The 25,458-nt window shown below is 68.8% G+C and carries 30 protein-coding genes and 1 tRNA gene; 16 read left to right on the top strand and 15 right to left on the bottom strand.

Going from position 1 to position 25,458, the window contains the following annotated elements:
- Positions 1–53: 53 nt before the first annotated feature.
- The 6 genes from DES45_RS02175 to fabA all read right to left on the bottom strand — a co-directional run bounded on the left by DES45_RS02175 (position 54) and on the right by fabA (position 6,226).
- A complete protein-coding gene (locus tag DES45_RS02175; RefSeq protein WP_114768321.1) occupies positions 54–788 on the bottom strand; it encodes a LuxR family transcriptional regulator in 735 nt (244 codons plus the stop codon).
- A 114-nt stretch (positions 789–902) separates the two neighbouring features.
- Complete coding sequence (locus DES45_RS02170; protein ID WP_114768320.1) at positions 903–2,516, bottom strand: GMC family oxidoreductase; 1,614 nt, start codon at positions 2,514–2,516, stop codon at positions 903–905.
- 13 nt (positions 2,517–2,529) lie between these two features.
- Entirely contained in the window at positions 2,530–2,967 is a 438-nt protein-coding gene (locus DES45_RS02165; RefSeq protein ID WP_170151365.1) for a sugar dehydrogenase complex small subunit, read from the bottom strand.
- 333 nt (positions 2,968–3,300) lie between these two features.
- A complete protein-coding gene (gene fabI, locus DES45_RS02155) occupies positions 3,301–4,131 on the bottom strand; it encodes an enoyl-ACP reductase FabI (protein ID WP_114768317.1) in 831 nt (276 codons plus the stop codon).
- Between the two features lie 159 nt (positions 4,132–4,290).
- The gene (gene fabB / locus DES45_RS02150; protein ID WP_114768316.1) at positions 4,291–5,514 is read right to left on the bottom strand and encodes a beta-ketoacyl-ACP synthase I; all 1,224 of its coding nucleotides are present in this window, start codon (positions 5,512–5,514) and stop codon (positions 4,291–4,293) included.
- 190 nt (positions 5,515–5,704) lie between these two features.
- On the bottom strand, positions 5,705–6,226 hold the full coding sequence (gene fabA, locus DES45_RS02145) for a 3-hydroxyacyl-[acyl-carrier-protein] dehydratase FabA (protein ID WP_114768807.1): 522 nt from the start codon (positions 6,224–6,226) through the stop codon (positions 5,705–5,707).
- A 244-nt stretch (positions 6,227–6,470) separates the two neighbouring features.
- Here fabA and irr point away from each other — a divergent pair, with 244 nt between their 5' ends.
- Entirely contained in the window at positions 6,471–6,941 is a 471-nt protein-coding gene (gene irr, locus DES45_RS02140; RefSeq protein WP_114768315.1) for a Fur family transcriptional regulator Irr, read from the top strand.
- Positions 6,942–6,990: 49 nt separating this feature from the next.
- Complete coding sequence (locus tag DES45_RS02135) at positions 6,991–7,887, top strand: EamA family transporter (protein ID WP_114768314.1); 897 nt, start codon at positions 6,991–6,993, stop codon at positions 7,885–7,887.
- A gap of 14 nt (positions 7,888–7,901) precedes the next feature.
- Here the strand turns inward: DES45_RS02135 and DES45_RS02130 are convergent, their stop codons facing one another.
- Positions 7,902–8,048, bottom strand: a complete 147-nt coding sequence (locus DES45_RS02130; RefSeq protein ID WP_245429697.1) for a DUF3096 domain-containing protein — start codon at positions 8,046–8,048, stop codon at positions 7,902–7,904.
- 96 nt (positions 8,049–8,144) lie between these two features.
- Entirely contained in the window at positions 8,145–8,681 is a 537-nt protein-coding gene (locus DES45_RS02125) for an SH3 domain-containing protein (protein ID WP_114768312.1), read from the bottom strand.
- Positions 8,682–8,849: 168 nt separating this feature from the next.
- On the opposite strand from DES45_RS02125, the gene DES45_RS02120 reads away from it, so the two are divergent.
- Both DES45_RS02120 and DES45_RS02115 read left to right on the top strand, forming a co-directional pair.
- Complete coding sequence (locus DES45_RS02120; protein WP_114768806.1) at positions 8,850–9,842, top strand: 2-hydroxyacid dehydrogenase; 993 nt, start codon at positions 8,850–8,852, stop codon at positions 9,840–9,842.
- A 68-nt stretch (positions 9,843–9,910) separates the two neighbouring features.
- On the top strand, positions 9,911–11,050 hold the full coding sequence (locus DES45_RS02115; protein ID WP_114768311.1) for an AI-2E family transporter: 1,140 nt from the start codon (positions 9,911–9,913) through the stop codon (positions 11,048–11,050).
- Here DES45_RS02115 and DES45_RS02110 read toward each other — a convergent pair.
- Positions 11,034–12,296 carry a flavin monoamine oxidase family protein gene (locus DES45_RS02110; protein ID WP_245429695.1) on the bottom strand — a complete coding sequence of 421 codons (1,263 nt, stop codon included), beginning with the start codon at positions 12,294–12,296 and terminating at the stop codon, positions 11,034–11,036. The two genes, DES45_RS02115 and DES45_RS02110, sit on opposite strands and share 17 nt — an antisense overlap.
- Positions 12,297–12,418: 122 nt before the next feature.
- Here DES45_RS02110 and DES45_RS02105 point away from each other — a divergent pair, with 122 nt between their 5' ends.
- A complete protein-coding gene (locus DES45_RS02105) occupies positions 12,419–13,156 on the top strand; it encodes a sulfate transporter family protein (protein WP_114768309.1) in 738 nt (245 codons plus the stop codon).
- Here DES45_RS02105 and DES45_RS02100 read toward each other — a convergent pair.
- Positions 13,082–14,185 carry a complex I NDUFA9 subunit family protein gene (locus DES45_RS02100; protein WP_114768308.1) on the bottom strand — a complete coding sequence of 368 codons (1,104 nt, stop codon included), beginning with the start codon at positions 14,183–14,185 and terminating at the stop codon, positions 13,082–13,084. The two genes, DES45_RS02105 and DES45_RS02100, sit on opposite strands and share 75 nt — an antisense overlap.
- A gap of 231 nt (positions 14,186–14,416) precedes the next feature.
- Here DES45_RS02100 and DES45_RS02095 point away from each other — a divergent pair.
- Positions 14,417–14,501: transfer RNA gene (locus DES45_RS02095), tRNA-Leu, on the top strand.
- A 307-nt stretch (positions 14,502–14,808) separates the two neighbouring features.
- Here the strand turns inward: DES45_RS02095 and DES45_RS02090 are convergent.
- Positions 14,809–15,189 carry a rhodanese-like domain-containing protein gene (locus DES45_RS02090; protein ID WP_114768307.1) on the bottom strand — a complete coding sequence of 127 codons (381 nt, stop codon included), beginning with the start codon at positions 15,187–15,189 and terminating at the stop codon, positions 14,809–14,811.
- Positions 15,190–15,342: 153 nt separating this feature from the next.
- On the opposite strand from DES45_RS02090, the gene DES45_RS02085 reads away from it, so the two are divergent.
- Together DES45_RS02085 and DES45_RS02080 are read left to right on the top strand one after the other, a co-directional pair.
- Positions 15,343–15,762 carry a CopG family transcriptional regulator gene (locus tag DES45_RS02085; protein ID WP_114768306.1) on the top strand — a complete coding sequence of 140 codons (420 nt, stop codon included), beginning with the start codon at positions 15,343–15,345 and terminating at the stop codon, positions 15,760–15,762.
- A 60-nt stretch (positions 15,763–15,822) separates the two neighbouring features.
- The gene (locus DES45_RS02080; RefSeq protein ID WP_114768305.1) at positions 15,823–17,073 is read left to right on the top strand and encodes an extracellular catalytic domain type 1 short-chain-length polyhydroxyalkanoate depolymerase; all 1,251 of its coding nucleotides are present in this window, start codon (positions 15,823–15,825) and stop codon (positions 17,071–17,073) included.
- A 69-nt stretch (positions 17,074–17,142) separates the two neighbouring features.
- Here the strand turns inward: DES45_RS02080 and DES45_RS24700 are convergent, their stop codons facing one another.
- The gene (locus DES45_RS24700; protein WP_170151364.1) at positions 17,143–17,400 is read right to left on the bottom strand and encodes a DUF1236 domain-containing protein; all 258 of its coding nucleotides are present in this window, start codon (positions 17,398–17,400) and stop codon (positions 17,143–17,145) included.
- Here DES45_RS24700 and DES45_RS25955 point away from each other — a divergent pair.
- The gene (locus DES45_RS25955; protein ID WP_147282329.1) at positions 17,372–18,223 is read left to right on the top strand and encodes a hypothetical protein; all 852 of its coding nucleotides are present in this window, start codon (positions 17,372–17,374) and stop codon (positions 18,221–18,223) included. The two genes, DES45_RS24700 and DES45_RS25955, sit on opposite strands and share 29 nt — an antisense overlap.
- Here the strand turns inward: DES45_RS25955 and DES45_RS02070 are convergent.
- Together DES45_RS02070 and DES45_RS02065 are read right to left on the bottom strand one after the other, a co-directional pair.
- A complete protein-coding gene (locus DES45_RS02070; RefSeq protein ID WP_114768303.1) occupies positions 18,199–18,594 on the bottom strand; it encodes a hypothetical protein in 396 nt (131 codons plus the stop codon). The genes DES45_RS25955 and DES45_RS02070 overlap by 25 nt on opposite strands.
- 211 nt (positions 18,595–18,805) lie before the next feature.
- Entirely contained in the window at positions 18,806–19,084 is a 279-nt protein-coding gene (locus DES45_RS02065; protein ID WP_114768302.1) for a hypothetical protein, read from the bottom strand.
- A gap of 306 nt (positions 19,085–19,390) precedes the next feature.
- On the opposite strand from DES45_RS02065, the gene DES45_RS02060 reads away from it, so the two are divergent.
- From DES45_RS02060 to DES45_RS02030, 7 genes are all read left to right on the top strand, one after another.
- A complete protein-coding gene (locus DES45_RS02060) occupies positions 19,391–19,939 on the top strand; it encodes a hypothetical protein (RefSeq protein ID WP_114768301.1) in 549 nt (182 codons plus the stop codon).
- A 117-nt stretch (positions 19,940–20,056) separates the two neighbouring features.
- Positions 20,057–20,671, top strand: coding sequence for a ribonuclease D (locus tag DES45_RS02055; RefSeq protein WP_114768300.1), 615 nt, complete (start codon positions 20,057–20,059; stop codon positions 20,669–20,671).
- Between the two features lie 103 nt (positions 20,672–20,774).
- On the top strand, positions 20,775–21,518 hold the full coding sequence (lptC, locus tag DES45_RS02050) for an LPS export ABC transporter periplasmic protein LptC (RefSeq protein WP_170151363.1): 744 nt from the start codon (positions 20,775–20,777) through the stop codon (positions 21,516–21,518).
- The gene (gene lptA / locus DES45_RS02045; protein WP_114768298.1) at positions 21,515–22,147 is read left to right on the top strand and encodes a lipopolysaccharide transport periplasmic protein LptA; all 633 of its coding nucleotides are present in this window, start codon (positions 21,515–21,517) and stop codon (positions 22,145–22,147) included. Before lptC ends, lptA begins: the two co-directional genes overlap by 4 nt.
- 48 nt (positions 22,148–22,195) lie before the next feature.
- Positions 22,196–23,032 (top strand): LPS export ABC transporter ATP-binding protein, encoded by an 837-nt coding sequence (gene lptB / locus DES45_RS02040; protein ID WP_245429694.1) that lies wholly within the window; start codon positions 22,196–22,198, stop codon positions 23,030–23,032.
- A 91-nt stretch (positions 23,033–23,123) separates the two neighbouring features.
- A complete protein-coding gene (locus tag DES45_RS02035) occupies positions 23,124–24,062 on the top strand; it encodes a bifunctional helix-turn-helix transcriptional regulator/GNAT family N-acetyltransferase (protein ID WP_114768297.1) in 939 nt (312 codons plus the stop codon).
- Entirely contained in the window at positions 24,059–24,961 is a 903-nt protein-coding gene (locus DES45_RS02030; RefSeq protein ID WP_245429693.1) for a DMT family transporter, read from the top strand. The genes DES45_RS02035 and DES45_RS02030 overlap by 4 nt, the downstream gene beginning before the upstream one ends.
- Here the strand turns inward: DES45_RS02030 and DES45_RS02025 are convergent.
- Positions 24,949–25,452: a 6-pyruvoyl trahydropterin synthase family protein gene (locus DES45_RS02025; protein ID WP_114768296.1), complete on the bottom strand. Its 504-nt coding sequence runs from the start codon at positions 25,450–25,452 to the stop codon at positions 24,949–24,951. The genes DES45_RS02030 and DES45_RS02025 overlap by 13 nt on opposite strands.
- Positions 25,453–25,458 lie beyond the last annotated feature (6 nt).

Raw genomic sequence — 25,458 nt, 5'->3', positions numbered from 1 at the left:
CGAGGCATCATCACAAAGGCCGGTCGGGGCCGGTATCCGAAGATCTTGGGAGGTCAGTAGGGCTGGAGCTCGCCCGATTGCAGCGCCGCCACGACGGCCTGGGTCGTGTTCGCCACCTGAAGCTTGCGCCGGATGTTGTCGAGATGGGTGATGACGGTCGCCTCGGAGATGCCAAGAATCGTGGAGGTCTCCCAGGCGCTCTTTCCGGCGGCCGCCCAGGTCAGGACCTCGCGCTCCCGCGGCGTGAGGCGCCCCCTGGCGCGCGGCTCCTCGCCCAGGAGCGTCCGCAGCCGGCCATGAGCCGTGAGCGCCAGCAGATGGGCGGCGGCCAGTTCCTTCGGGCCGATGTCGAGCCGGACCTCGCTCGCGAAGCTGAAGGCTGACTGCCAGCCCGTCGCCGTGTAGATCGGGACGCAGAACCCGTCGACGAGGCCGAACTCGACGGCTTCGCCCATCATGGTCCTGGCCAGCGACTTGTCCTTGCGGTAGGGCGCGTCGCCCCAGCGGAACGGGGCCGTGGTGGCAAAGACGTTCTGGCCGACCGGATCGATCTGGAAGTAGTCCTGCGACGTGTAGCGCTCGAACCAGCCCTCCGGCCACGAGCTCAGGAGCACCAGGGGCTCGAGCGGGCGGTTGGGCAGGGGCAGTCCGGTCACGATAAAGGACGAGAAGCCGAGATCGGCCACGATAGACTGAAGGTCCGCCATCACGGCCTCGGCGCAGGCGAGGTCCCGGCACTGTTCGGCGAAATCGAAGACACGCTCGATGTAGAGATGCCTGGAAGCCATGATGGGCCCGCTACCAGCGACTGAAAGCGCTATAAGATCACAAACACTCCCGGTTGTTGCTGTCAACGCCGTCCTTCGAAAAGCAAGCGCCCGACGGAGAGGCGGCCGCGGCCGTCACGCCGTCGCCGCCTTCACGGCCTCCACCGCCCGCAGGCTGAGCGCCGCGATGGTCAGGGTCGGGTTGGCGGTCGCGGAGGTGGGGAAGACCGACGAGCCGAGGATGAACAGGTTGCGGTGCTGGTGACTGCGCAGCTCCCGGTCGACCACGGAGGTCTTCGGATCCTCGCCCATGCGGGCGGTGCCGATGATGTGGCCCGCGCCCGCGAAGTCGTCCATGTGGCGGATCTCGCGCGTGCCGAGGCGCCCAAAAATCTCCTCGTGGGCCGCGCGGGCGGCCGCGAGCCCGGCCTTCGCATAGTCGTCGAGGCGGTAGGCGAGCCGCGGCAGGGGCACGCCGTACATGTCCCGCTCGGACGCATCCAACGTGACGCGGTTCTCCGGATCGGGAAGCTGCTCGACCAGGGACGCCACGCGCACGTGCCGGGAGGTGTGGTCGCGGAGGGCCGCGTCGAGGGCCTTGCCGCGCAGGCCCGTGCGGGCGAGGTCGGCGGCGGTGCTGATCGGCGCGTTGGTGGGCCAGGACCAGCCGTCGTTGTCGATCTCGACCCGGAAGGCGGGGCGCTCGGCCCGGAACGGACCGTCGCGCAGGTTCTCGATGCCGGAGGTGGAGAGCGGCCCGCGATAGGGCCAGACCGGCTCCTTCGTGAGCGCCCAGCTCAGCTGGGTTGGGTGGTCCATGAGGTTGCGGCCGACCTGGCCGGAGCCGTTGGCAACCCCCTGCGGCGTCGCCTCGGAGCGGGAGTTGAGCAGGAGGCGCGGGGTCTCGACCGCATGTGCCGCGATGACGAAGACCTTTCCGACCGCCCGGCCCTCGCTGCCGTCCGGCCGCTTCACCCGGATCGCCGCAATGCGCCCGTCCGGGCCCGTCTCGACGAAGGTGGCGGTGGTCCGATCGTGCAGGACCGCGCCGCTCTTCACGGCGCGGTCCACATGGACGCTCGCGTCGTATTTCGCCCCGACCGGGCAGACCGGGATGCAGCTCGCATTGCCGCAGCAGGAGGGGCGGTCGTCCCGCTCCTGCGAGTTCCGGCCCTGCGGCGTCGCGCGGACCTGGTAGGCGGTTCCTTCGAGGGCCCGGGCGAAGGCCTTGTCGAGGTAGGTCTGCGGGATCGCCGGCATCGGGTAGGGGGCGGAGCGGGGCGAGCCGAGGGGCTCGTACGAATTGCCCGAGACGCCGATCTCGGTCTCGGCCGCGGCGTAGAACGGCTCCAGGTCGTCGTAGGCGATCGGCCAGTCGACACCGCGGCCGTAGAGGCTCTTCAGGCGGAAATCCGCCGGCACGTGGCGCAGGCAGGTGCCGAGCCAGTGCCAAGTGGTGCCGCCCACCACCTTCACGTAGGTGCTCTTGAACCTGTCCGGCCCCGCCTGCCGGTACCAGTAATCGAGGTCGTTGGAGATCGGGTGCTCGGCCTGCGGCGTCGGCGGATAGGGGCTTTCGGGCACCTTGATCAGGGCGTCCCAATAGCGCTGCGTCGCCTCGGCCCGGTCGACCTTCGCGCCCGCCTCGATGATGGCCACCTTGAGGCCCGCGGCGGCCGCCTTGGCGGCGAGCGTCGCGCCGGCGACGCCGGACCCGACCACGATGACGTCGGCTTGGATGTCGGTCATGGATCCCCCCGGTTCAGCTCTGCGGCGCCTCGGCCCAGTAGCCGGTCTCGCCGCCGCAGGAGCCGAAGGGCTTGGTGTAGTCGAGGGCGTTCCAGACCAGGGCGCCCGTGAAGGTCGCCAATACCTCGCCCCGGTCCGTGTCGCAGACGCCCGAGTACCAGGCCGCCACGATGTCGTCCGCGACCGTGCCGGCGGTGACCGCCGGGTCCTGCGCCAGCAGGACGAGGCCGGGTCCGCGCCCGATCGACGTGAGGCCCTGCAGGATCCTGGCGGCGGCGTCAGAATCGAGATCGGCCGCGTCCTGGTCAGTGAGGCGGGCCGAGACCTTGAGGAAGTCGTCGAGCGAGATGGTATCGCGGGCCATGGCCGGCCGGCCCAATCCCGCCGCCAGGGCCAGGGTCATGCCCGCGCTGCCCAGCATGAGCGCGCGGCGCGTCATCAACGGCGCCATCGTGGTCTCCCCCATCGAAGGCCCGGCTGGCATCGTTGTCGGACTTTTGTGGCCGAGCGCAGGCGTTCATCTCACGCTTACGCTACGGCACGTTAAGGATTGGCAAATGATGCAGGCGGGAGGCCCGTCGGGTGCGGTGCAGATCGCCGTCCCTCGACCTCATCCTGAGGAGCAGACGAAGTCTGCGCCTCGAAGCCTCATCCTGAGGAGCGGCGTAGCCGCGTCTCGAAGGATGATCCAGTGCTCTCTGGAGACGCCCTCGTCCCCGAATCAAGGCCGGGGCAGGCTCTTCGAGACGGACCTGACGGCCCTCCTTACGAGAGGTGCTGGCCCCTAGTCCTCTTCACCCGTGACGCCGGCGGCGTCCTGGGCCTTCAGGACCTCGGGGCGCGGCATCGAGATGATGTTGTAGCCGGAATCCACGTAGTGGATCTCGCCCGTGACGCCGCTCGACAGGTCCGACAGGAGATAGAGGGCCGAGCCGCCGATGTCCTCGATGGTCACCGTGCGGCGCAAGGGGGCGTGAGCCTTCTGGTAGGTGAACATGAGGCGCGCATCCGAGATGCCGGCGCCGGCCAGCGTGCGCACGGGACCCGCCGAGATCGCGTTGCAGCGGATGCCCTGGGGGCCGAGATCGGACGCGATGTAGCGCATGGAGGCCTCGAGCGCCGCCTTCGCCACGCCCATCACGTTGTAGTTCGGCATGACCCGGGTCGAGCCGCCGTAGGTGAGGGTGAGGAGCGAGCCGCCGTTGCGCATCCGCTTGGCGGCGCGCTGGGCGATCTCCGTGAACGAGAAGCAGGAGATCACCATGGTCCGCGAGAAGTTCTCGCGGGTCGTGACGTCCACATAGGGGCCCTTGAGCTGCGACTTGTCTGAGAACCCGATGGCGTGGACCACGAAGTCGAGCCCGTCCCAGCGCCGGTCGAGGGTCTCGAACACCGCGTCGACGGACGCGATGTCCTCCACGTCGCAGGGAATCACGATGTCGGAGCCGAGGGACCGGGCGAGCGGCGCGACGCGCTTGCCGAGCGCCTCGCCCTGGTAGGTGAAGGCGAGTTCCGCGCCATGCTCCGCCAAGGTCTTGGCGATGCCCCAGGCGATGGAGTGATCGTTCGCGACGCCCATGATGAGGCCGCGCTTTCCTTGCATCAGACCGGTCACTTGGGTCCCCCTTGTCGACGGCTCGATTGTCTGCCGCGGATTGTTATCAAAGCGTGCACGTCGAACCGTTGCGTCGATATTGGCGAGCGCGTCCATGCGAGGTCCCCCGAAAGATCCGTCGGGGGTTCGCACAGGGACGTCTCAGTGATGTGACGCTCTTTAAGCGTTATAACGGCTGAAGACGAGTGTGGCATTCGTGCCGCCGAAGCCGAAGGAGTTCGACAGCACCGTGTCGATCTTCGCGTCGTCGATGCGCTTGCGCACGATGTTCATGTCGGCGAAGGCCGGGTCGATCTCCTCGATGTGGGCGCTCTCGCAGATGAAGCCGTTGTTCATCATCAGCAGCGAATAGATCGCCTCCTGCACGCCTGTCGCGCCGAGCGAGTGGCCGGTGAGCGACTTGGTGGCCGAGATCGGCGGGCACTTCTCGCCCGAGCCGAAGACCTCGCGGATCGCCTCGATCTCCTTCTGGTCGCCTACGGGGGTCGAGGTGGCGTGCGGGTTGATGTAGTCGACCGGGGTCTTCACGGTCGAGAGGGCCATGCGCATGCACCGGATCGCGCCCTCTCCGGACGGGGCCACCATGTCGTAGCCGTCGGAGGTCAGGCCGTAGCCGACGATCTCGCCGTAGATGCGGGCGCCGCGGGCCTTGGCGTGCTCCAGCTCCTCCAGCACCAGGACGCCCGCGCCGCCGGCGATCACGAAGCCGTCGCGGTTGACGTCATAGGCCCGGGAGGCGGTAGCCGGCCGGTCGTTGTACTTGGTCGACATGGCCCCCATGGCGTCGAACAGGGACGACATGGTCCAGTCCAGGTCCTCGCAGCCGCCGGCGAACATCACGTCCTGCTTGCCGTACTGGATCATCTCGTAGGCGTTGCCGACGCAGTGATTCGAGGTCGCGCAGGCGGACGAGATCGAATAGTTCACGCCCTTGATCTTGAACCAGGTGGCGAGGGTCGCCGAGGCGGTCGACGACATGGCCTTCGGGACCGCGAAGGGACCGATGCGCTTCGGGCCCTTGTCGCGGGTGATGTCCGCGGCCTCGACGATCACGCGGGTCGAGGGGCCGCCGGAGCCCATGATGATGCCGGTGCGCTCGTTGGAGATGTCGCTCTCCTCGAGGCCCGCGTCGCGGATCGCCTGGTCCATGGCCACGTGGTTCCAGGCCGTGCCCCGGCCGTGGAAGCGCATGGCGCGCCGGTCGACGATTTCCTCGGCGTTCAGGTTCGGGGCGCCGTGGACCTGGCAGCGGAAGTTGTACTTCGCGTAGTCCTCGGCCCGGCTGATGCCGGATTTCGCCTCCCGCAAAGAGGCCAGAACCTCCTGCGTGGTGTTGCCGATGGACGAGACGATGCCCATACCGGTGACGACGACGCGCCTCATAGCCTTGACCTCTTCATAGGAACTTCATGTCAGCAATCGTCCCGGAGACGTAAGGCCGACCTTGCCCAATCTCAACCGTGAGCCCTCGCGGAATCGCCCGCGCGATCCGGACGGCCGTGCGGGCCTTCCGTAAAAGCCATGCGCCGACAACGCAATAGGCCGGCGGGGCAGGGCTCGCCGCATGGCGCGACTAGCCGCCGGCGGCCTCGCCCTGCTGGAACAGGCCGACCCGCAGGTCCTTGGCCTCGTAGATGCGCTTGCCGTCGGCCTCGAGCCAGCCGTCGGCGATGCCGAGCACCAGCTTGGAGCGGAACACGCGCTTGAGCTCGACCCCGTAGACCACTCGTCTGACGGTCGGGAGCACCTGGTCGGAGAACTTCACCTCGCCGACCCCGAGCGCCCGGCCGCGGCCCGGGGAGCCCGACCAGCCGAGGAAGAAGCCCACCATCTGCCAGAGGGCGTCGACGCCCAGGCAGCCGGGCATGACCGGGTCGCCCGCGAAGTGGCAGGGGAAGAACCAGAGATCCGGCCTCACGTCGAGCTCGGCGCGCACATGGCCCTTGCCGTATTCGCCGCCATCCTCGCCGATGGAGGTGATGCGGTCGAACATCAGCATGGGCGGAAGCGGCAGCTGCGCGTTTCCGGGACCGAACAATTCTCCGCGCCCGCAGGCGAGAAGCTCTTCGTAGGTAAAGCTCGACTGGCGCGCCATGCCGGATGCCGATCCTTTCATCACACTCTCAAGACGGCCCCGAATGCCCGAGGCCACGAAAACGGGGCTCTGGTAGCACAGGCTTGGCCGTCCATCAAAGGGACCTGCGTCCCGAGCCGCGATTCATGAGAACACCTAAGTAGAATGCCGTAGGCGAGAGAGGCCGTCCCAACCTTGCGGCAAGGGCCTCGCTTTCCTATCATTGCAATGATAGAAGCGCTTTTTCCGACAATCAGTTCCGACGATGACCGATCCCCTGTCCGACTACATCCAAGCCGCGACCGCTCCCGTCCAACGCCGGGGTTGCCCCCTGTCCGAGCTGCGGGACAAGCTGCGCCGCGTCGGCCTGCGGCCGACCCGGCAGCGGGTCTCGCTGGGCTGGCTCCTGTTCGGCAAGGGTGACCGGCACATCACGGCCGAGATGCTCTATGACGAGGCGAGCCGGGCCCGGGTGCCGGTTTCGCTCGCCACCGTCTACAACACCCTTCACCAGTTCACGGAAGCCGGCCTCCTGCGCCAGCTCGCGGTGGACGGATCGAAGGCCTATTTCGACACCAACCCGACCGAGCACCACCACTTCTTCCTCGAGGACGAGGGCGAGCTCGTCGACATGCCGTCCGCCGGCGTGAGCGTCGGCGACCTGCCGGCCCCGCCTCCGGGCATGGAGGTCGCGGGGGTCGAAGTCATCGTCCGGCTGCGTCGGAAAGCAGCCTGACGATCGAAACGTTAAGGCTTTTTTCGCCGGGCGGTTGTAAGGTCACCCCATGCCGCTCGGCCATTGCCTCCTCGCTCTCCTCGTCACGGTCATCTGGGGCCTCAGCTTCGTCGTCATCAAGATCGGCGTCGGCTCCACGCCGCCCCTGCTGCTCGCCGCTCTGCGCTTCACCTTCGCGGCGCTCCCGGCCGTGTTCTTCATCGCCCGCCCGAAGACGAACTGGCGGCATCTCGCTGCTTACGGCTTCTTCCTCGGCATCGCCCAGTTCGGGCTGCTCTTCACGGCTATCGCGTTCGGGATGCCCGCGAGCCTCGCGTCGCTCGTCATGCAGGCGCAGGTCTTCTTCACGATTCTCTTCGCCGCCGTCCTGATGGGCGAGCGGCCCGGCCCGTGCCAGATCGTGGGCGGCGCCGTGGCGTGCCTGGGGCTCGTCCTCATCGCGGTTCCCCGCCTCGAGGGCAGCGAGGCGCTGCCCTTCATGATGACGGTCGCGGCCGCCGCCGCCTGGGGCGTCGCCAACATCGTGTCGAAGAAGGCCGGGCGAGTCGACATGCTCGGCTTCGTGGTCTGGTCGAGCCTCATCCCGCCCATTCCGCTGCTGGGCCTGTCCCTCTGGATCGATGGCCCGTCCCGGGTCGCCGACGCGCTGACCCACCTCGATTCTTCGACTCTGGCCTCGGTCGCCTATCTGGCCTATCCGACCACGGTCTTCGCCTTCGCGGCCTGGGCCTACCTGCTTTCGCGCCATCCGGCCGCGACCGTGACGCCCTTCGCGCTGCTCGTCCCCCTGGCCGGGATCGCGGGCGGCTCGGTCTTCCTCCACGAGGCCCTGGTGCCCATCGAGGCCGTCGGCGGCGCGATCATCGTGCTCGGACTCGCCCTCAACATTCTGGGGCCGCATTTTTCCCGCCGGGCCGAGGGGAAGGCGGAGCCTCCCTCGGCCTGAAGGCCGGGCTGGAATCAGCGCAGGATGCCGAAGCCCACCAGCGCGTAGGCGATCAGGAAGATCGCCACGAAGACGTTGAGGAAGCGCGGGGCCACGAGCGCCCCGATGCCGAGCACGAGGGCGAGGATCGGGAGGAGCTTGAAGGGGAGGTTGATCGACAAGGAAGACCTCAGGGCATTGATGACGTTATCGAGTTGCATAACCCTGAATTCTTTCCAAACCGGAAACCGGCCGACCGGGGGCGGGCGGTTCGGGTCCTATTCCACCGTCTCGTTCGGATAGACGCCCCAGAGCTTCTCCTGCCGGACGTAGCCGTTCACGTCGACGCTGCGGTCGCGCACGATGCTGATGCTGCACCACTTGCCGTCGCAGCCCTTGATGTTGGCGATCACGCCGGGCTCCAGCTGCGCCACCGTCTGGCCCTTGTCGTCGGCCCGGTCGAGGAGGGGGATCGGCGGCTGGTTGCCCTTCGCCCAGGGCATCACCAGGGCGGTGCGGCGGCCCGACAGGAGCGAGTGCAGCACCCAGCCGTCCGTACCTTCCGAGTCGCGGATCCGGCGCCAGGTCTCGTATTCGGCGATGATCTCGACGGGAAGCCCGGCGCGCTGGAACACCCAGGCGGTCCGGTGATCCTTGGACGGGCCCTCGCGCAGGTTCACCCGGTCCGTCTTCAGGCTGACGTAGCGCGGCACCGGGAGGCCGGTTCCGAGCCGTCCGCCCGGAGGCTGCTGCTGCGCCGAGGCTTGCGCGGCGCCGAAGGCCAGCAGGGCAAGGCTGAGGAGGATCTTGCGCATGGATTCCCTGTCGGTTGGCTTTGTCTATGGACGCGCCTCTGGTAGAGAAGCTTGACGGGCTTCGCCACGCGGCGGCCTGTCGCCATTGTGTCGCCGGAACACGGTTAAGAGAGCGTGAAAACTCTTGCGATTCCGGCGATTTTTCGAGTGCTGGGACCTCGCGAGCCGATGAAAAAGAGACCTGTCGTCGTCGTCACCCGCCGCCTGCCCGACGCGATCGAGACGCGCCTGCGCGAGCTGTTCGATACGCGCCTCAACCTCGAGGACAAGCCGCTCTCGGCGGAGGAGCTCGCCGAGGCGGTGAAGACCGCCGACGTGCTGGTCCCGACCATCACGGACGAGATCGACGCCGCCCTGCTGGAGCAGATAGGTCCCAATCTCAAGCTCATCGCCAATTTCGGCAACGGCGTCGACAACATCGACGTGCCGGCGGCGGTCGCGAAGGGCATCACGGTCACCAACACGCCGGGCGTGCTCACCGAGGACACGGCCGACATGACCATGGCGCTCATTCTCGCGGTGGCGCGCCGCATCCCGGAGGGCGCCCAGGTCATCCCGTCGGGCAACTGGTCCGGCTGGTCGCCCACCTGGATGCTGGGACGCCGCATCACGGGCAAGCGCCTCGGCATCGTCGGCATGGGCCGCATCGGCCAGGCGCTCGCGCGCCGCGCCAAGGCGTTCGGGCTCTCGATCCATTACCACAACCGCCGCCACGTGCCGCCGAAGATCGAGGCCGAGCTGGAGGCCACCTACTGGGATTCCCTCGACCAGATGCTGGCCCGCATGGACATCGTGTCGGTGAACTGCCCGCACACGCCCGCCACCTACCATCTGCTCTCGGCGCGCCGCCTCAAGCTCATGCGGCCCGACGCGATCCTGGTGAACACCGCCCGCGGCGAGATCATCGACGAGGGCGCGCTCACCAAGCTCATCGAGACGGGAGCCATCGCGGGCGCGGGCCTCGACGTGTTCGAGGAGGAGCCCGCCGTCAATCCGCGCCTGGTGCGCCTCGCCAAGCAGGGCAAGGTGGTGCTGCTGCCCCATATGGGCTCGGCCACCCACGAAGGCCGCGTCGCCATGGGCGAGAAGGTGATCGTCAACATCAAGGCCTTCATCGACGGCCACAAACCGCCGGACCGGGTGCTCCCGAGCATGCTGTAAGCCGGCCTCATGCAGCCTTCCCGGCCCGGCCGCGTTGTCCCGACGGTTGGTCACAGGACGGTTCCCGCATGGACGCCCCGAAGGCACCGGCATCCGCGTCATCCCGGCCGCTGCCGGGTGCGAGCCCCGATGCGCCCGATGCCCGCACCCGTCGCAGGACCCGGTTCATCGGGGCCGGGCTTCTGGCGGCGCTCGCGCTGTGGATGTCGCAGTCCTATCTCGCGTCGCTCGGCTGGGCCGTCATCATCGCCCTGAGCGTCTGGCCACTCTACCGGCGCATCGAGCACCACCGCCGCGACGCCCCCATCCTGACGCCGCTCCTCGTCACCGGCCTCCTGGCGGTCGTGCTCCTGGTCCCGATCGCCCTGGTGCTGGTGGAGTTCGGGCGCGAGGCGCAATCCATCGTCGCCTGGATGGAGAACGCGCAGCAGCACGGCATTCCGGTTCCCGGCTGGGCGCAGCGCCTGCCGTTTCTCGGCCACGTGCTCGACGTCTGGTGGCGCACCCATCTGAGCGTGCCGCAGGCCGCCGGCGAACTCTTCGGCTCCCTCGACACCGGGACGGTGACGGCCTGGTCCAAGACCCTCGGCAGCGCGCTCGCGACGCGCCTGCTCCACGCCTTCATCACCTTCATGGCCCTGTTCATGCTGCTGCGGCACGGGGAGCGGATCGGCATCCACGTGCTGGAGGTCACCGACCGCTGGCTCGGCCGGCCGGGCGAGAAGCTCGCCGAGAAGATGGCCGCGGCGGTGCGCGGAACCGTGAACGGCACGATCCTCGTGGCGATCGGGGAGGGGCTGCTGATCGGGGCCGGGTTCGTGATCGCCGGCGTGCCCCACGCGGTGCTGTTCGCGATCCTGACCACCGCCTTCGCCATGCTGCCCCTGGGAGCCTGGTTCGCCTTCGGGGCGGCCGCCCTCGTGCATGTGCTGAGCGGCGGAACGATCCTGTCGGCCGCCGCCGTGCTCGGCTGGGGCGCCGCCGTGATGCTGGTCGGCGACAACGTCGTCCAGCCGGCCCTGATCGGCGGCAGCGTGCGGCTCCCGTTCCTGTGGACCCTGGTGGGGATCCTGGGCGGCCTCGAGACCTTCGGCCTCATCGGCCTCTTCCTCGGCCCGGTGATCATGGCGGCCCTGCTGACGGTCTGGCGCAGCCAGGTCGCGGTCGCGCCGGAGGCGATCGACCGCCCGCCTAGCGCGGCGCCGTGAGGGTCGTGACGACCTCCCCGGCCGCCCGTTCCCCTTCCTCCCAGGCGCCGCCGGCCGTGCCCCATTGGGCGCGGGACAGGGCCTCGCCGGCGAACCAGATCCGGTCGCCCACCGGGGCCTTCAGGGTGTCGCGGACGGCATAGAAGCCCGGCGGCACCACGGCCCAGGAGGCGCGCGACCAGGGATCGTGCCGCCATCCGGTGGCGAGGCTCACGCTCAGGTCCCGGATGGCCCGGTGGCCGAAATGCTCGGCGAGGACCGCGCGGGCGAAGCGGGCTGGAGCGTCGCGGTCGCGACTGTCGAGCCGGGCCGCCGCCGGCTGGTCGAGCTCGAAGAAGTGGAACGGCGTGCCGTCGATGCGGGTGAGGAGCCCCGGCGGCTCCCGGTGACCGCCGATCAGGCTCGCGAGCCGGTCGGCGCCGCGGAAGGGCGAGCCCGGCCAGTGCAGCACCACGTGCTCGTAGACCCCTTGCGTGAAGCCGTGGATCGCCTCACTGATGCCCGGCGGCAGGGCCGGCGCGAAGCGGATCGCGTCCTGCTGCAGCACCGCCATGGGGGCTGTGACGATCGCGGCCTTCGCCTGCAGCGTGCCGGCATCGGTCTCGACCCGCACGCCGTCGCCGGACCAGTCGATGGCGCGTACGGCCGTGCCGAGCCGGACCGGCAGGTTCCCGGCCAGCCGCGCCAGATAGGCCCCGAGCCCGCCCGTGATGAAGAGGTTGTCGGAATATTCCATGCTGGGGAAATCGTGCAGGCTCACCTCGTCGAGGGGCCGGCCCGACACGAGCCCGTGCACCTCGATCACCCGCCGCCCGCTCGGCCCCATGGGCGGCAGCACCTTCGCGGCGGGCTGGTCCTCCCGGCGCTTCGCCTCCTGCGTCATGGCCCGGTCGGCCATCGCGAAGGCCCGGTCGAGGGCGGCGCGGTCCGCCCGGCTCCCCTTGCGGCCGCGGACGAACAGGTGCCCGTCGACGGGCGCGCGGCGCAGGGGCTCGCCCCGCTCGCGCCCGAGCCGCACCAGGGGATTGATCGGACCGGCATGGAGCCAGTGGGCCCCGAGATCGACCGGATGGCCCTTGAGGCGCTTCGTCACGGCGCGCCCGCCGATGCGGGGCCGGGCCTCCAGCACCGCGACGGACAGGCCCGCCGCCAGGAGCCGCCGCGCAGCCGCGATGCCGGCGGAGCCCGCGCCGATCACCACCACGTCGGGATTGTTCGGGGTACGCGAGGGATCGTCCGTCTGCACAACATCCTCCACCCCTCGCCTTGCGGAGGGTCAGTTCATAAGTAAAGTCCCGGCGTCATCCCGGGAGAGTTCATGACCAGCCTTGCCTTCATCGCCCGCAGCCTAACGACGGGAGTGCACGAATGCTGATTCAGTCGGTGATCGCCGCGGCCCGGGAGGTCTTTTCGCCGGCGCTCAGGAGCATTCTGTGGAAGTCGCTGGCGCTCACGGCGGCGCTGCTGGCGCTCGTCTGGCTCGGCCTGACGCGCCTCTTCGACTACTTCCTGACCAACCATCCGCTCAGCACGGATTACCCGATCCTGGACGGCTTCGCGTTCTTCCTGGCCGGTTTTGGGCTCTTCGTGGCGCTGATCTATCTGCTGCCGGCGGTCACCGCCATCGTGGCGGGCTACTTCCTCGACGACGTCGCCGACGTGGTGGAGCGCAAGGACTATCCGGCCGATCCGCCGGGCGAGGCGCTGCCCTTCGGCCAGGCGGTGTTCTACGGCCTGCGCTTCGCGGCCCTGTCGCTCCTGGTGAACCTCGCGGCGCTGCTGCTGTTCTTCATCCCGGGCATCAACATCGGGGTGTTCTTCGTGGCCAACGCGTATCTCCTCGGCCGCGAATATTTCGAGCTCGCGGCCGGACGGTTCTGGACGCAGGAGGCCGTGACGCAGCTGCGCATGGAGCACCGCGGCACGGTCTTCGCCGCCGGCGCGGTGCTCGCGGGTCTCGTTCTGGTGCCGGTGCTCAACCTCGTCACGCCGATCTTCGGCGCGGCGATGATGGTTCACCTGCACAAGCGCCTAGTGGCTCGACGACTGGCCGACGGCCGGGCCGGAGGCCCGGTGCGGCTCGAAGTCGGACGCCGGTCCTCCTGATTCGGGGGCGAGCAGGTCCGGCCTGGTCTTCGTGGCGTTGCGCTTGAGGTCGAACTGACCGGTCTTGCGGTAGCGGATCAGGTAGGCCGGAGCGATCGCCTCGATGGTGGTCGGCGTGATGCCGAGGCCCGCCAGCGTCCGGCGCTCGGCGACCGCCGCATCCGACACCACGTTGTCGCTCTCGAGCAGGATCGCCTGGTCCTTGGTCATGACGAGTTCGTTCGGCACGAGCCCGAGGGTGATGGCGTCGAGGGCGCCGAGGATGGTCCCCTGGACGCGCCCGGCCGCGTTCGGCAGGGGCAGGATCACCCGCTTGCGCTCGGTCACCTCGCACACGTATTCGACGATCTCGCGCAGGGTCTTGGTCTCGGGCCCGCCGAGCTCGTAGATGCGTCCGCCCGGGACCTTGCCGTCGACCGCCGCCACGATGGCGGCCGCGACGTCGCCCGCATAGACCGGCTGGAAGCGCGTGTCGGCGCCGGCGAGCGGCAGGACCGGCAGCATGCGGGCCAGCGACGCGAAGCGGTTGAAGAGGCCGTCGCCCGGTCCGAACATCAGGGACGGGCGCATGACGATCGCGTCGGGCCGAAGGTTCAGCAGGTTCTCCTCGCCGGCGGCCTTGGAGCGGGCATAGAGCGATTCGGAGCCCGCATCCGCCCCGATGGCCGAGACGTGGATGATGGTGGCGCCGGGCTTCGCCGTCTCGGCGATCAGGCGCGGCCCCTGGGCCTGGAGCGTGTCGAAGCGCTGGCGGCCCCGCTCCTGCAGGATGCCCACCAGGTTGATCACATGGTCGGCCTTGGCGACCGCATGGGCGACCGAGTCCCGGTCGCGGAGATTGGCCTGGATGGCGTTGATCTGGCCGACCATGCCCTGGGGCAGGAAGTTCGCCCGATTCGGCTGGCGCGTCGCCACCAGGACCCGGTAGCCGCGCTTGGCGAGCGCGCTCACCACGTAGCGGCCGAGGAAGCCGGAGCCGCCGAAGACGGTGACGAGTTGCTGGGAGGGCGTGCGGATCGCGCCGATCATTGAAAAGCTCCTGTCCGTCGGGACTTGGACTGCCCGGGAAATGGATTTTGGAACGTCTCTAGAGCATCGGACCCAAAAGTGGAATCCACTTTTGGGTCCAATCCGATGCTCCTGTTTTTAGATGGCGGAGGGCTGTGAAGGGGCGTGCGACAGAGAAAGCGCCCAAACGGCGTTTTCGGCGATTGACGCGGCGCCCGAAGGCCTCTAAACGAAGCCTCGCCGACGAGGCATGCCCAGGTGGCGGAATTGGTAGACGCACTGCTTTCAGGTAGCAGCGGGTAACACCGTGGAGGTTCGAGTCCTCTCCTGGGCACCATCTTTCTCGAAGTCGGCTCGCTGAGCAATTTTCCCGAAAATGTCATTGCTTGTCCGGCGCCCGCAGCCATGCGGGCTGCGCGGCTGAGACTGCTGCTTTTGCGATCGATGGCCGGCGTTCTGACTCGCCGCGCGCTCATCGTCCCGGCCGGAAGTTCTGATTGCTGAAGGGCGATCGGGTCGGGACTTGCACGGTGACGAAGCCGATGCCGGCGGCCTGATGGCAATGGTTGCAGGCATTGGTGATCTTCACATCAGCCCTAAGCGCTAATGCCGTCCCGCGAGGCTCGCCCCTGAGCCGGGTGGCTTCACGCCGGCTCCACGTCGATCCCCGCTTCGGCCAGGTCCTTGAACCCGCCGATGTTGAACACGGCCGTGTAGCCCATGTCCTGAAGGGTCTTGCCGGCGAGGGCCGAGCGGCCGCCGGAGGCGCAATGGACGAGGATCGTCCTGTCCTTCCGGAAGGCGGGGTTGTGGTACTGGCTGTCCGGGTCGGCGCGGAACTCCAGCATGCCCCGGGAGACGTTGACGGCCCCTTTCAGCTTCCCGCTCTGCTGGACCTCAGTTGGGTCGCGGACGTCGACCACGAGCACGTCGCCCGAGCGCATCTTCTCCGCGGCTTGAGCCGGAGACAGTTTCGGAACGGCGGCGTTCGCCTGCGCCAGCAGGTCCTTCACGTTTGCGGCCATGATGTCCTCCTCGACAGTCCTCCGGGCGAGTCTAAGCCCGTTCGCCACTCAGACCAATAATCCTCACGGGCACGCCGTTCACGATGACGGCCCTTGCAGGCTCCGTCCCCCGTCGCCATCTACCATCCATACGGATGGTGAAAGGATGGTAGAATGACCGCGAGCATTCAGGAGCTCAGGCCCAAGGCGGCCGACAGCGAGAAGATCACGATCAATCTCGGCTTCGTCGATCTCGGGCAGATCGACCTCCTGGTGCAGGAGGGCTTCTATTCGAACCGCACCGACTTCATCCGCACGGCGATCCGCAACCAGCTCGACCGGCACAACGACAACGTCAAAAAATCCGTCGAGCGGCACCAGCTCGATCTCGGCCTGCGCCATTTCACCCGGCAGGATCTCGAAGCCGCCAAGGCCGCCGGCGAGCGCCTCCACATCCAGGTGCTCGGGCTCGCCAGCATCGCCCCGGACGTCACGCCGGAGCTGGCGCGGGACACCATCGCGTCCCTTCACGTGCTCGGCGCGCTCCATGCGAGCGCGGCCGTGAAGGAGGCCCTGCGCGACCGCATCCGCTGAGCGCTGCCCCGATCACACCCCTTCCGCCGGATGCGTCCGGCCAAGAACAGGACATTTCCCATGAACTCCCCCTTCAAGACCGCCATGGCCGAGGTGACGCGCCTCACCCGGGCCGGCCGGCTTTCCGACGCGATGGCCGCAATCCGCAACGCCTTGTCGGGCAAGGAAGCGACGGCGCCGCAGCCGGGCGATTCTCCCGCAGGACAGAAGGCCTCGGTCATCGACCTGCAGCCCCCTCGCGCAGCGGACGGGTCCTGGACCGCGCCGGACCAGGAGGCGCCGCGCGAGAGCGACCGGCAGGCGGAGGCAGGAGCGTCCTGGACCGGGCTTCCGCACGGTCTCGCGCCTGCCGGTATGCCGGAGGCGCTGCGGGACTTCCTCGGCCGCATCGGCGAACCGGGAACGCTGCCGGGCCTCGACCGGGGGCCGAACCAAGCCCCGGCTCCGCTGCCGGAGGGGGCGCGCTTCGAGGAGCGGGTCTTCGCCAATGCGGCCGGGCGCCGGGCCTACAAGCTCTACGTCCCGGCGCGCTCCACCGGCGAGCCGCTGCCGCTCGTGGTGATGCTGCACGGCTGCACCCAGTCGCCGGACGACTTCGCGGCCGGAACGCGCATGAACGAACTGGCCGAGGAGGAGGGCTTTCTCGTGGCCTATCCGGCCCAGACCAAGTCGGCCAACGTGCAGAAATGCTGGAACTGGTTCAACGTCTCCGACCAGCAGCGCGATCAGGGCGAGCCCGCGCTCATCGCCGGCATCACCCGGGCGATCATGGAGGAGTTTCCCGTCGCGCCTGGGCGCGTCTATGTGGCGGGCCTGTCGGCGGGCGGCGCGGCGGCGGCCGTGATGGGTGCGACCTATCCCGATCTCTACGCGGCGGTCGGGGTCCATTCGGGCCTCGCCTGCGGGGCGGCGCGCGACGTCGCCTCGGCCTTCGCGGCGATGCGCCAAGGCGGTGCACCAGCGCGCCACGCCGGACGCACCGTGCCGACCATCGTGTTCCACGGAGACGGCGACAAGACCGTGCACCCCGTCAACGGCGACCACGTCATCGCGCAGTCGAAGGCGGCATCGGATCTTCGCGCCACCGTCGATCGCGGCCAAAGCCCGGGGGGCGTGAGCTATACCCGCACGGTGCAGACCGACGAGAACGGTCATCCGATGCTGGAGCAATGGGTGCTGCATGGCGCAGGCCACGCCTGGTCCGGCGGGAGCCCGGCGGGATCGTACACGGATCCGCGCGGACCCGACGCCAGCCGCGAGATGCTGCGCTTCTTCCAGGCGCATCCGGCAGTGCGCCCGCCGCAGCATTGATGAAACGATGGAGGCCGGCAATGCCGGCCCCCACATTGTTCGATCGCGTGTGAAGCGCCCGGCTGCGGATCAGCCGCGGCGCTCGATCACCGTCACGATCTTGCGGGTCTTGGGCTCGACGATGACGATCTCGTCGCGCACCACGATGTAGCGGCATTCCGGCAGCCCGTGCAGGATGCGCACCACTTCGCTCGGGCAGGTGTGCAGGGTCGTCACGGTGGTCGGCACGACGGACCCGACGCTGACGCTGAAGTTCACCTCGCGCACCGGCTCCACGTTCACGCTCGTGAAGGCGCGCGTGATCTCCGTCCGCTGCTCGGACGTCACGTTCACGCTGCCGGAGCTCGACGTGCTGCCGGTCGTGGTCGTGCTGCGCGTGCCGCTCGATGCCGCACCGCCCGACGTGGAGCCCGACGTCGATCCCGCGGCGCCGCCGGTCTGGCCCGACGAGGTGCCGCTGGCGCCGCCGGACGTGCCACCCGACGTCGTGCCGGAAGCGCCGCCGGAAGTGCCGCCGGAGCCGCCGCCCGTACCACCCGTGCCACCGCTCGTGCCGCCCGAGGTCGATCCGGACGCGCCGCCGCTGGTGCCGCCCGTGTCGGTCGAGGCGCCGCCGGAGGTGCCGCCCGAGGTACCACCCGACGTGCCGCCGCCGCTGGGTGATGAGACGGCGCCGCCGCCGCTGCCGCCGCCCGTGCTGCCGGAGGAGCCGCCGCTCGTCTGGGCGATGGCCGCAGCGCTCAACGACAGGGCCGCCGCAGCGACCGTGGCCAACATCGTGATCCGCATCGAATTCTCTCCCTCAACTTCGGAGCTCCGACAGGGAGCCTCCACACAGGAGACAGAACGGATTGAGGCCGGCGCCGTTCCGCATCCGTGTCAGGTTTCGGAAGTGCTAAGGTTATGGAATCTAAGCAGTTTTGCGGGTCTATGCCGCTGCCCGGAGACGAGCCCCCGGTCGGCTCGGGATCCTCCGGAACGAGTTCAGCGCAGTCCGGTCGGGCTCGCGGCCGGTCCGGATCTGCGCTGCTGGGTCGTCGCGGCCATCGGGATGCGGGACGCGTCCGGCGTGGTGCGCCGGGCGCTCCTGGTCCGCATCCTGAACGATGGTCGAAGACGGGGAGGTTATTGGGGCTTGGTGTCGCCGTAGGTGTTCGGGTTCGTGACCTGCGAGCCGCTGGCATTCGGCACCGGAGGAGCGATCGAGCCGGTGGCGGCGGGCGCACCCATCATGCCGGGCTGGCCTTGGTTCTGCGGCACGGTCGAGCCGTAGGTGCAGGGATTGGTCACCTGGGAGCCGCTGGCGTTCGGCGACGGAGCGCAGGTGCCGGTCATGCCGGGCGCGGCCGGGATGGCCTGCGCGGCGCCCTGGTTCTGCGGCACGGTCGCGCCGTAGGTGTTCGGGTTGGTCACCTGGGAGCCGCTGGCGTTCGGCACCGGGGCGGCCGTCTGGGCCATGGCGCCGGCGGCCCCGAGGGTCAGGGCGCCGAGAGTGGCAGTCGTCAGCAGGATGCGTCGCATCGATCTTCTCCATCGTTAGGCACCGCCACGGACCGGGCGGGCTGTTTGCATCGGACTTGCAACGCAGGTTGGCCGCATAGGTTGCGCACAATCTCTTTTTGGTGATGAACAGATTTTCGTATTCTCCTGCCACGCTTGCGGAAAGATATCGAAGTAGAAAATGGAAAAGGCTCAGCTTAAGCCGAGCCCTTCCTTTGAAATTACAGGGGTTTTATCGGTTGCGATGAAGCGTGCCGGTGGAGTGCGGCTCCTTAGCCTTCTGGCCCGGCGCGAATGACTTCGCCGATTCGCCGGTCATCGAGGATTTCGCCTTCTGGCCGGGCGCGAAATCGGTCGCGCTCTGTCCGGTCGTGGACGACTTGGCGCGCTGGCCGGGCGCGTATTCCGAGGCGCCGGGCTGGTCGGGCAGGGCACGGGTGGTCTGGGCCTGGGCGAGGGCCGGCAGGCCAAGCAGAAGGGTGGCGGCGAGGAGAGTTGCTTTCTTGCTCATGTTCCATTCCGTATTGTCGGCTTATTCGGACGGTGAGCCAACGGCCGGAAGCAAACGTGGTTCCCCGCCAAAGTATTGGCAGATTCCAAGCGAGAATAAGTCCTTGGGATGACCCCGATTTACTGGCGGATATCGCGGCATCGGGGGCGGGAAAAGGATGCCGGAGGATCCGATCCAAGGGCATGCGACATCCCGCGGGTGCCGCGGCCGGGAAACGCAGGGCAAAGCAAGACAAAGGCGGAACATCCCAACTCCCAGGATCGTTGTCACAACCATCTTGGAACAGGCTGTGTCCCGGAGGGCACCATGAGTCGTTCGCTGAAATCCCTCGCCGTCGCGGCCCTTGCGCTCGGCGCCGTGGCTGCGTTCCAACCGACCCCGGCCTCGGCGCAGTTCGTCACCACCCAGCCCCGTGTCTTCTACCGCGGCGTTCCGGTCACCGGCACGGGGTTCGCGCCCGCGGCCGGCTTCCGCCCGGCGGCACGTCCCGTCGTGACGGGCGGCTATTACGGCCCGCGCTACGGCGGCGGTTGGGGCCGCGGCTATTACGCGCCCCGCTACGGCTATGGCCGGGGCGGCTACAGGCCCGCCTATTACGGACCCGGCTACGGCTATTACGGCGGCTACTATCCCTATTACCGGCGGTACGACAACGGCGGCGCCGTGGCGGCGGGCCTGATTGGCGGCCTCGCCCTCGGCGCCATCGCGGGCGCTGCCACCAACCCCTATTACGGCCCGTCGGGCTATTATGGGCCGGCCTATTACGCCCCGGCCCGCTCCTGCGTCACGGAGCGGCGTCGCGTCGTGAACCGCTATGGCCGCGTGGTCGTGCGCCGGGTCCAGACCTGCTACTAGGTCGTCCCGACAAGCCGGAAAACCCCGCCGCGAAGGCGGGGCCTTCCATCGCTCGTTGAAGCCGGGCCGCAGACGCGCTAGAGGCGGGGGCGGCATTCCTCGGTTCCTGGACCTCTCATGACGACCCGTTTCCATCGCGGCGATCTGCCCGCGGACTACCAGCCCGGCGAGGCGATCGCGATCGACACCGAGACGCTCGGCCTCAACCCTCACCGGGACCGGCTCTGCGTGGTGCAGATCTCCACCGGCGACGGCACCGCCGACGTGGTGCAGATCCTCAAGGACGCGCCCGTTCCGGAGAACCTGGCGCGGGTGCTCGCCGACGAGAGCGTGCTCAAGATCTTCCACTATGCCCGCTTCGATCTCGCGGTGCTGTTTCATTCGTTCGGGATCATGCCGCGCCCGGTCTACTGCACCAAGGTCGCATCGCGGCTCGTGCGGACCTACACCGACCGGCACGGCCTCAAGGATCTCCTGCGCGAGCAACTCGGCGTCGAGATCTCCAAGCAGCAGCAATCCTCCGACTGGGGCGCGGACACGCTCACCCAGGCCCAGCTCGACTATGCGGCCTCGGACGTACTGCACCTCCACGCCCTGCGCGAGAGGCTCGACCGCATGCTGGAGCGGGAGAACCGGCTCGGCATCGCGCACCAGTGCTTCTCGTTCCTGCCGACTCGCGCACAGCTGGATCTTTTAGGCTGGCCGGACACGGACATCTTCGCGCATAGTTGACGCAGCTTTAAACTTTCAGCCATAAATCCTATCTCCGTCACAACATTGCCACGGCTCTCGGCCATGGCACCGGTCCAACGTGGGCGGAAGGGGTCATTCATCAGTGGCGGGAACCAAGGGCATCACCATCGGAGATGGTCCGGCCTCCGTGCCGGGCGTGCGTTCGCGCGCCTACTCCAAGGCGCAGCGCCATTCCCGCCTGGTCCGCTTCGCCAAGGTGGCGATCCCGGTCGGCGCCCTCGTCGCCGCGGCCGGGATCGGCGCGGTCGCCTATCTCGACCCGTTCCGGAAGATCGAGGGTCTGTCCGTCGGGCCCATCTCGGTCAGCGGCACCAACGTCACCATGGAAAGCCCGAAGCTCACGGGCTTTCGCAATGACAACCGTCCCTACGAGGTGACCGCGAGCGCCGCCACCCAGGACGTGAAGAACCCCAACCTGGTCGAGCTGAAGGACCTGCGGGCGCGCCTCATCACCGACGACAAGGGCAGCACCGCCCGTCTCGAGGCCGCCGTCGGGATCCTGAACACCCAGAAGGAGCAGATGAACCTGCGCCAGGACGTTCGCGTGCACACGGATGGCGGCCAGCAGGTCCTGCTCCGCTCGGCCTTCGTGGACTTCAAGGCCGGCACGGTGGTGTCGAAGGAGCCCGTCACCGTCACCCTGCCCAACGGGGTCATCGAGGCCACGGGCCTCGAGGTGTCCGACAACGGCAAGGTCATGCACTTCAAGGGCCGGGTCAGCACCACCTTCAATGCCGCCAACGCCGCGGCCGACGCCTCCGCCCCCGCTCCAGCCGGCACGGGCTCCACCAGCCTGCCGGCGCAACCGACAAGTGTCCGCCCATGACGATCACCCGCCTCGCCGCCATCGCCGGCGTCCTTCTCCTGTCGGCGCCCGTCTGGGCGCCGGACGCCTCCGCCCAGGTTGGCGCCGGCAAGGAGCGCGCCGTCGGCTTCGGCAATTTCGGATCCAGCAAGGAGCCGATCAAGATCGACGCCGACCGCCTCGACGTGTTCGACAAGGAAGGGCGCGCGGTCTTCGCCGGCAACGTGGTGGCGGTGCAGGGCGAGAGCACCATGAACTGCACCCAGATGACCGTGTTCTACGAGCAGAACCGCCAGGGCGGGCAGGCTGCCGCGCCCGGTCCGCAGGGCGCGGACGACAGCTCGATCAAGAAGATCGACTGCCAGGGCCCGGTCACGATCGTATCGAAGACCCAGGTCGCCACCGGCAACAACGCCACCTTCGACCGGACCTCGAACAAGATCTTCCTCACCGGCAACGCGGCGCTGAGCGACGGCCCGAACGTCACCCGCGGCGAACGCGTGGTCTACGACATCAACACCGGCGTGGCCAACGTCGAGACGAAGCCCGGCGGGCGCGTGAGGGCGCTGTTCGTGCCCGGCAGCGGCGGCCCAGCCCCGACCGGCGCCGGCAATTCCAAGCCCGCCTCCGGCAAGCCGGCGACGAACTGAGCCTCCGGGCCCGTTTTCATTGGTGAAGCGAACAGTCTCTTGAAGCCCTTGTTCAACCGTTCCCCCGCAGCCCCGTCGAACGCGCGCCTCGTCGATGCGCCGCGGGGCGGACTCGACCAATCGTTTTACGGGACCACCGCCGACATGTCCGTGTTCGGCGGCCCCGGCGTGCTGGCCGTGAAGGGCCTGCAGAAGAGCTACCGCGGCCGCACCGTTGTGCACGATGCGGCCCTCAACGTCCGGGCCGGCGAGGCGGTGGGCCTACTCGGGCCCAACGGCGCCGGCAAGACCACGATCTTCTACATGATCACCGGGCTCGTCATGGCCGATCGCGGCGTCATCAGCCTCGACGGGCACGAAGTCACCGGCCTGCCCATGTACCGCCGGGCACGGCTGGGCATCGGCTACCTGCCGCAGGAGGCCTCGATCTTCCGGGGCCTCAACGTCGAGGACAACATCCGGGCCGTGCTCGAGATCGTCGAGCCGAGCCGCAAGGAGCGCGAGCGCAAGCTCGACGCCCTGCTCGACGAGTTCAACATCACGCGCCTGCGCAAGTCGCCCTCGATCGCCCTCTCGGGCGGCGAGCGCCGCCGCTGCGAGATCGCCCGCGCGCTCGCCGGCGAGCCGACCTTCATGCTGCTCGACGAGCCCTTCGCGGGCATCGACCCGATCGCGGTCGGCGACATCCAGAACCTGGTGCGCCACCTGACCCGCCGCGGCATCGGCGTGCTGATCACCGACCACAACGTCCGCGAGACGCTCGGCCTCATCGACCGCGCCTACATCATCCATTCGGGCCGCGTCCTCACCGAGGGCCATCCGGACGAGATCGTGGCCAACGAGGAGGTTCGCCGCCTCTACCTCGGCGAGGATTTCCGTCTCTAGCCTGCTTTTCGCGACGACCGCGGCGCGGCGGACGAATTAGTTGACTCAGTCAAGTTTCTAGGGAACCCTCTTGCATCGACAGGAGGGATCCATGGATCACGTTCCCGCCTCGCCTCAGGAGGAGCAGGTCGCGGCCTTCCGCGCCTTCAGCCGCTTCTACACCCGCCGGATCGGCCTCCTGGAGGAGCATCTCTACGACAGCCCGTTCTCCCTCACGGAGGTCCGGGTGATCTACGAGCTCGCCCAGCGGGCAGGGCTCACGGCCTCCGACCTCGGCCGCGACCTCGGTCTCGACGCCGGCTACTTGAGCCGCCTGCTGAAGCGGTTCGAGGCGAAGGGGCTCCTGACCCGAACCCCATCGAAGACCGACGCCCGGCAGTCGGTGCTGTCCCTGACCGAGGCCGGACGCGCGGCCTTCGCGCCGCTCGACCGGGCCTCCCACGACCAGATCGCCGCCATGCTGGGCCGGCTGTCGGCCGCCGACCGGGAGGATCTCGTCGGCGCCATGCGCAGGGTCCAGCGTCTGCTCGGCGGCGCGCCGGACGCGGACGAGCCTTTTCGCCTGCGCGGCCTACGGCCCGGCGACATCGGCTGGGTCGTCCACCGGCAGGGGCTTCTCTACGCAACCGAGTACGGCTGGGATCAGACCTTCGAGGCCCTGGTGGCGGAGATCGCCGCCGCCTTCGTGAAGAGGTTCGATCCGGCGTGGGAGAATGCCTGGATCGCCGAGCGCGACGGCGGGATCGTCGGCAGCGTCTTCCTGGTGCGCCAGTCGGACGAAGTTGCGAAGCTGCGCCTGCTCTACGTGGAGGCCTCGGCCCGCGGCCTTGGGATCGGGCGCCGGCTGGTGGAGGAGTGCATCCGCTTCGCGCGCGAGCGCGGCTATCGCACCCTGACGCTCTGGACCAACGACATCCTGGTGTCGGCCCGGCGCATCTACGAGGCGGCCGGCTTCCGTCTCGTCGAGGAGGAGCGCCACCATTCCTTCGGCAAGGACCTGGTCGGCCAGAACTGGAATCTCGACCTGTGACCCGCGCGCGGGACGGGCTCGCCCTCGCGGCCGCGGCAGGCGTCGGCGTGCAGGTGGGCGCCGCCATGGTGGCGACGCGCTTCGTGGTGCAGGAGATCGGCCCCGCGTCGCTCGCGCTGCTGCGCTACGCCATCGCGGTCCTCTGCCTCCTGCCCTTCCTGCCGGCGGCGGGGCGGATCCGTTTCGCGCGCCGCGACCTTCTCGGCATCATGGCGCTCGGCATCGGGCAGTTCGGGCTGCTGATCGCACTTCTGAACATCGGGCTTCGCCTCATGCCCTCGACCCGCGCGGCGTTGCTCTTCGCCACGTTTCCGCTTCTCACCATGGTGGTGGCGGCGATCCTCGGGCGCGAGCGCCTCACCGGCCCGAAGACCCTCGGGGTCCTGCTCAGCATCGCGGGCGTCGGCGTCACGCTCGGCGAGAGCGTGCTGACGGGGGGCGGAAGCGCCGAGTGGCTGGGTGCGGCCGCGGTGCTGGGCGCAGCCCTCTGCGGCGCCGTCTGCTCGGTCCTCTACCGGCCCTATCTCGCCCGCTACCCGACCCTGCCGCTCGGGACGGTCGCCATGGCGGCCTCGGTGGCGTTCCTGGCGGGACTGGCCGGAGGGGAGGGGCTCTTCTTGGGCCCGCCGTCCTTGAGCGGCCCGGGCTGGGCCGCCATCCTGTTCATCGGGGCGTCAAGCGGCATCGGCTACGTGCTGTGGCTCTGGGCCCTCAAGCAGACCACCCCGACCCGGGTGACGGTCTTCCTGTCCTTGAGCCCCGTCACGGCCGCGTTCCTCGGCGTCTGGCTCCTCGGGGAGGCGCTGACGCCGGGCGCCGTGCTCGGGCTCGCGGCGGTGGCCGCAGGCCTGTGGCTCGCGACCCGGACCCCGCCGTCTCCCGAAGCTCAGCGGGAATAGATCGCCGAGTTGCCGCCGTGCTCCTTGACCTCGACGCTCTCGAGCCAGACCCGGCCGTTGGTCTCCTCGTGCACGAAGGAGGCCACGTGGTCGAACACGTGCTTGGCGGTCGCCTCGCAGCCCACCGCCGGCAGCACCCGGAGATTGATCAGGCCGTCCCGGTGCATGGCCTCGAAGCGCTCGAGCTCGGGATCGTCCTCGGCCACCAGCATGGTGTGGTCGAACAGGTCCTTCAGCCACGCCTTCACGGGCTTCATGCCGCCGAAGTCGAAGCACCAATTGCGCTCGTCGAGCTCGAAGGTGGCGAAGACGAACTTGAACGCCAGGGCGTAGCCGTGGATCAGCCGGCAATGGGAATGGGTGGCCCGCCACTGCCGGAAGCAGCACGACAGCCCCTCCGCGTGATCGTAGGCCTTCGTGGAGCGGTAGATTTCGCGTCCGCGGGGACGGTTTTCGGCAGCAAGCGCCGGGATCGCGACAGACAGGTTCATGCGAGG

It is taken from the genome of Microvirga subterranea (assembly GCF_003350535.1).
Classification (GTDB): Bacteria; Pseudomonadota; Alphaproteobacteria; order Rhizobiales; family Beijerinckiaceae; genus Microvirga; species Microvirga subterranea.
The sequence above is the reverse complement of the archived record's forward strand: the minus strand, read 5'-3'. Positions and strand labels throughout refer to the sequence as shown.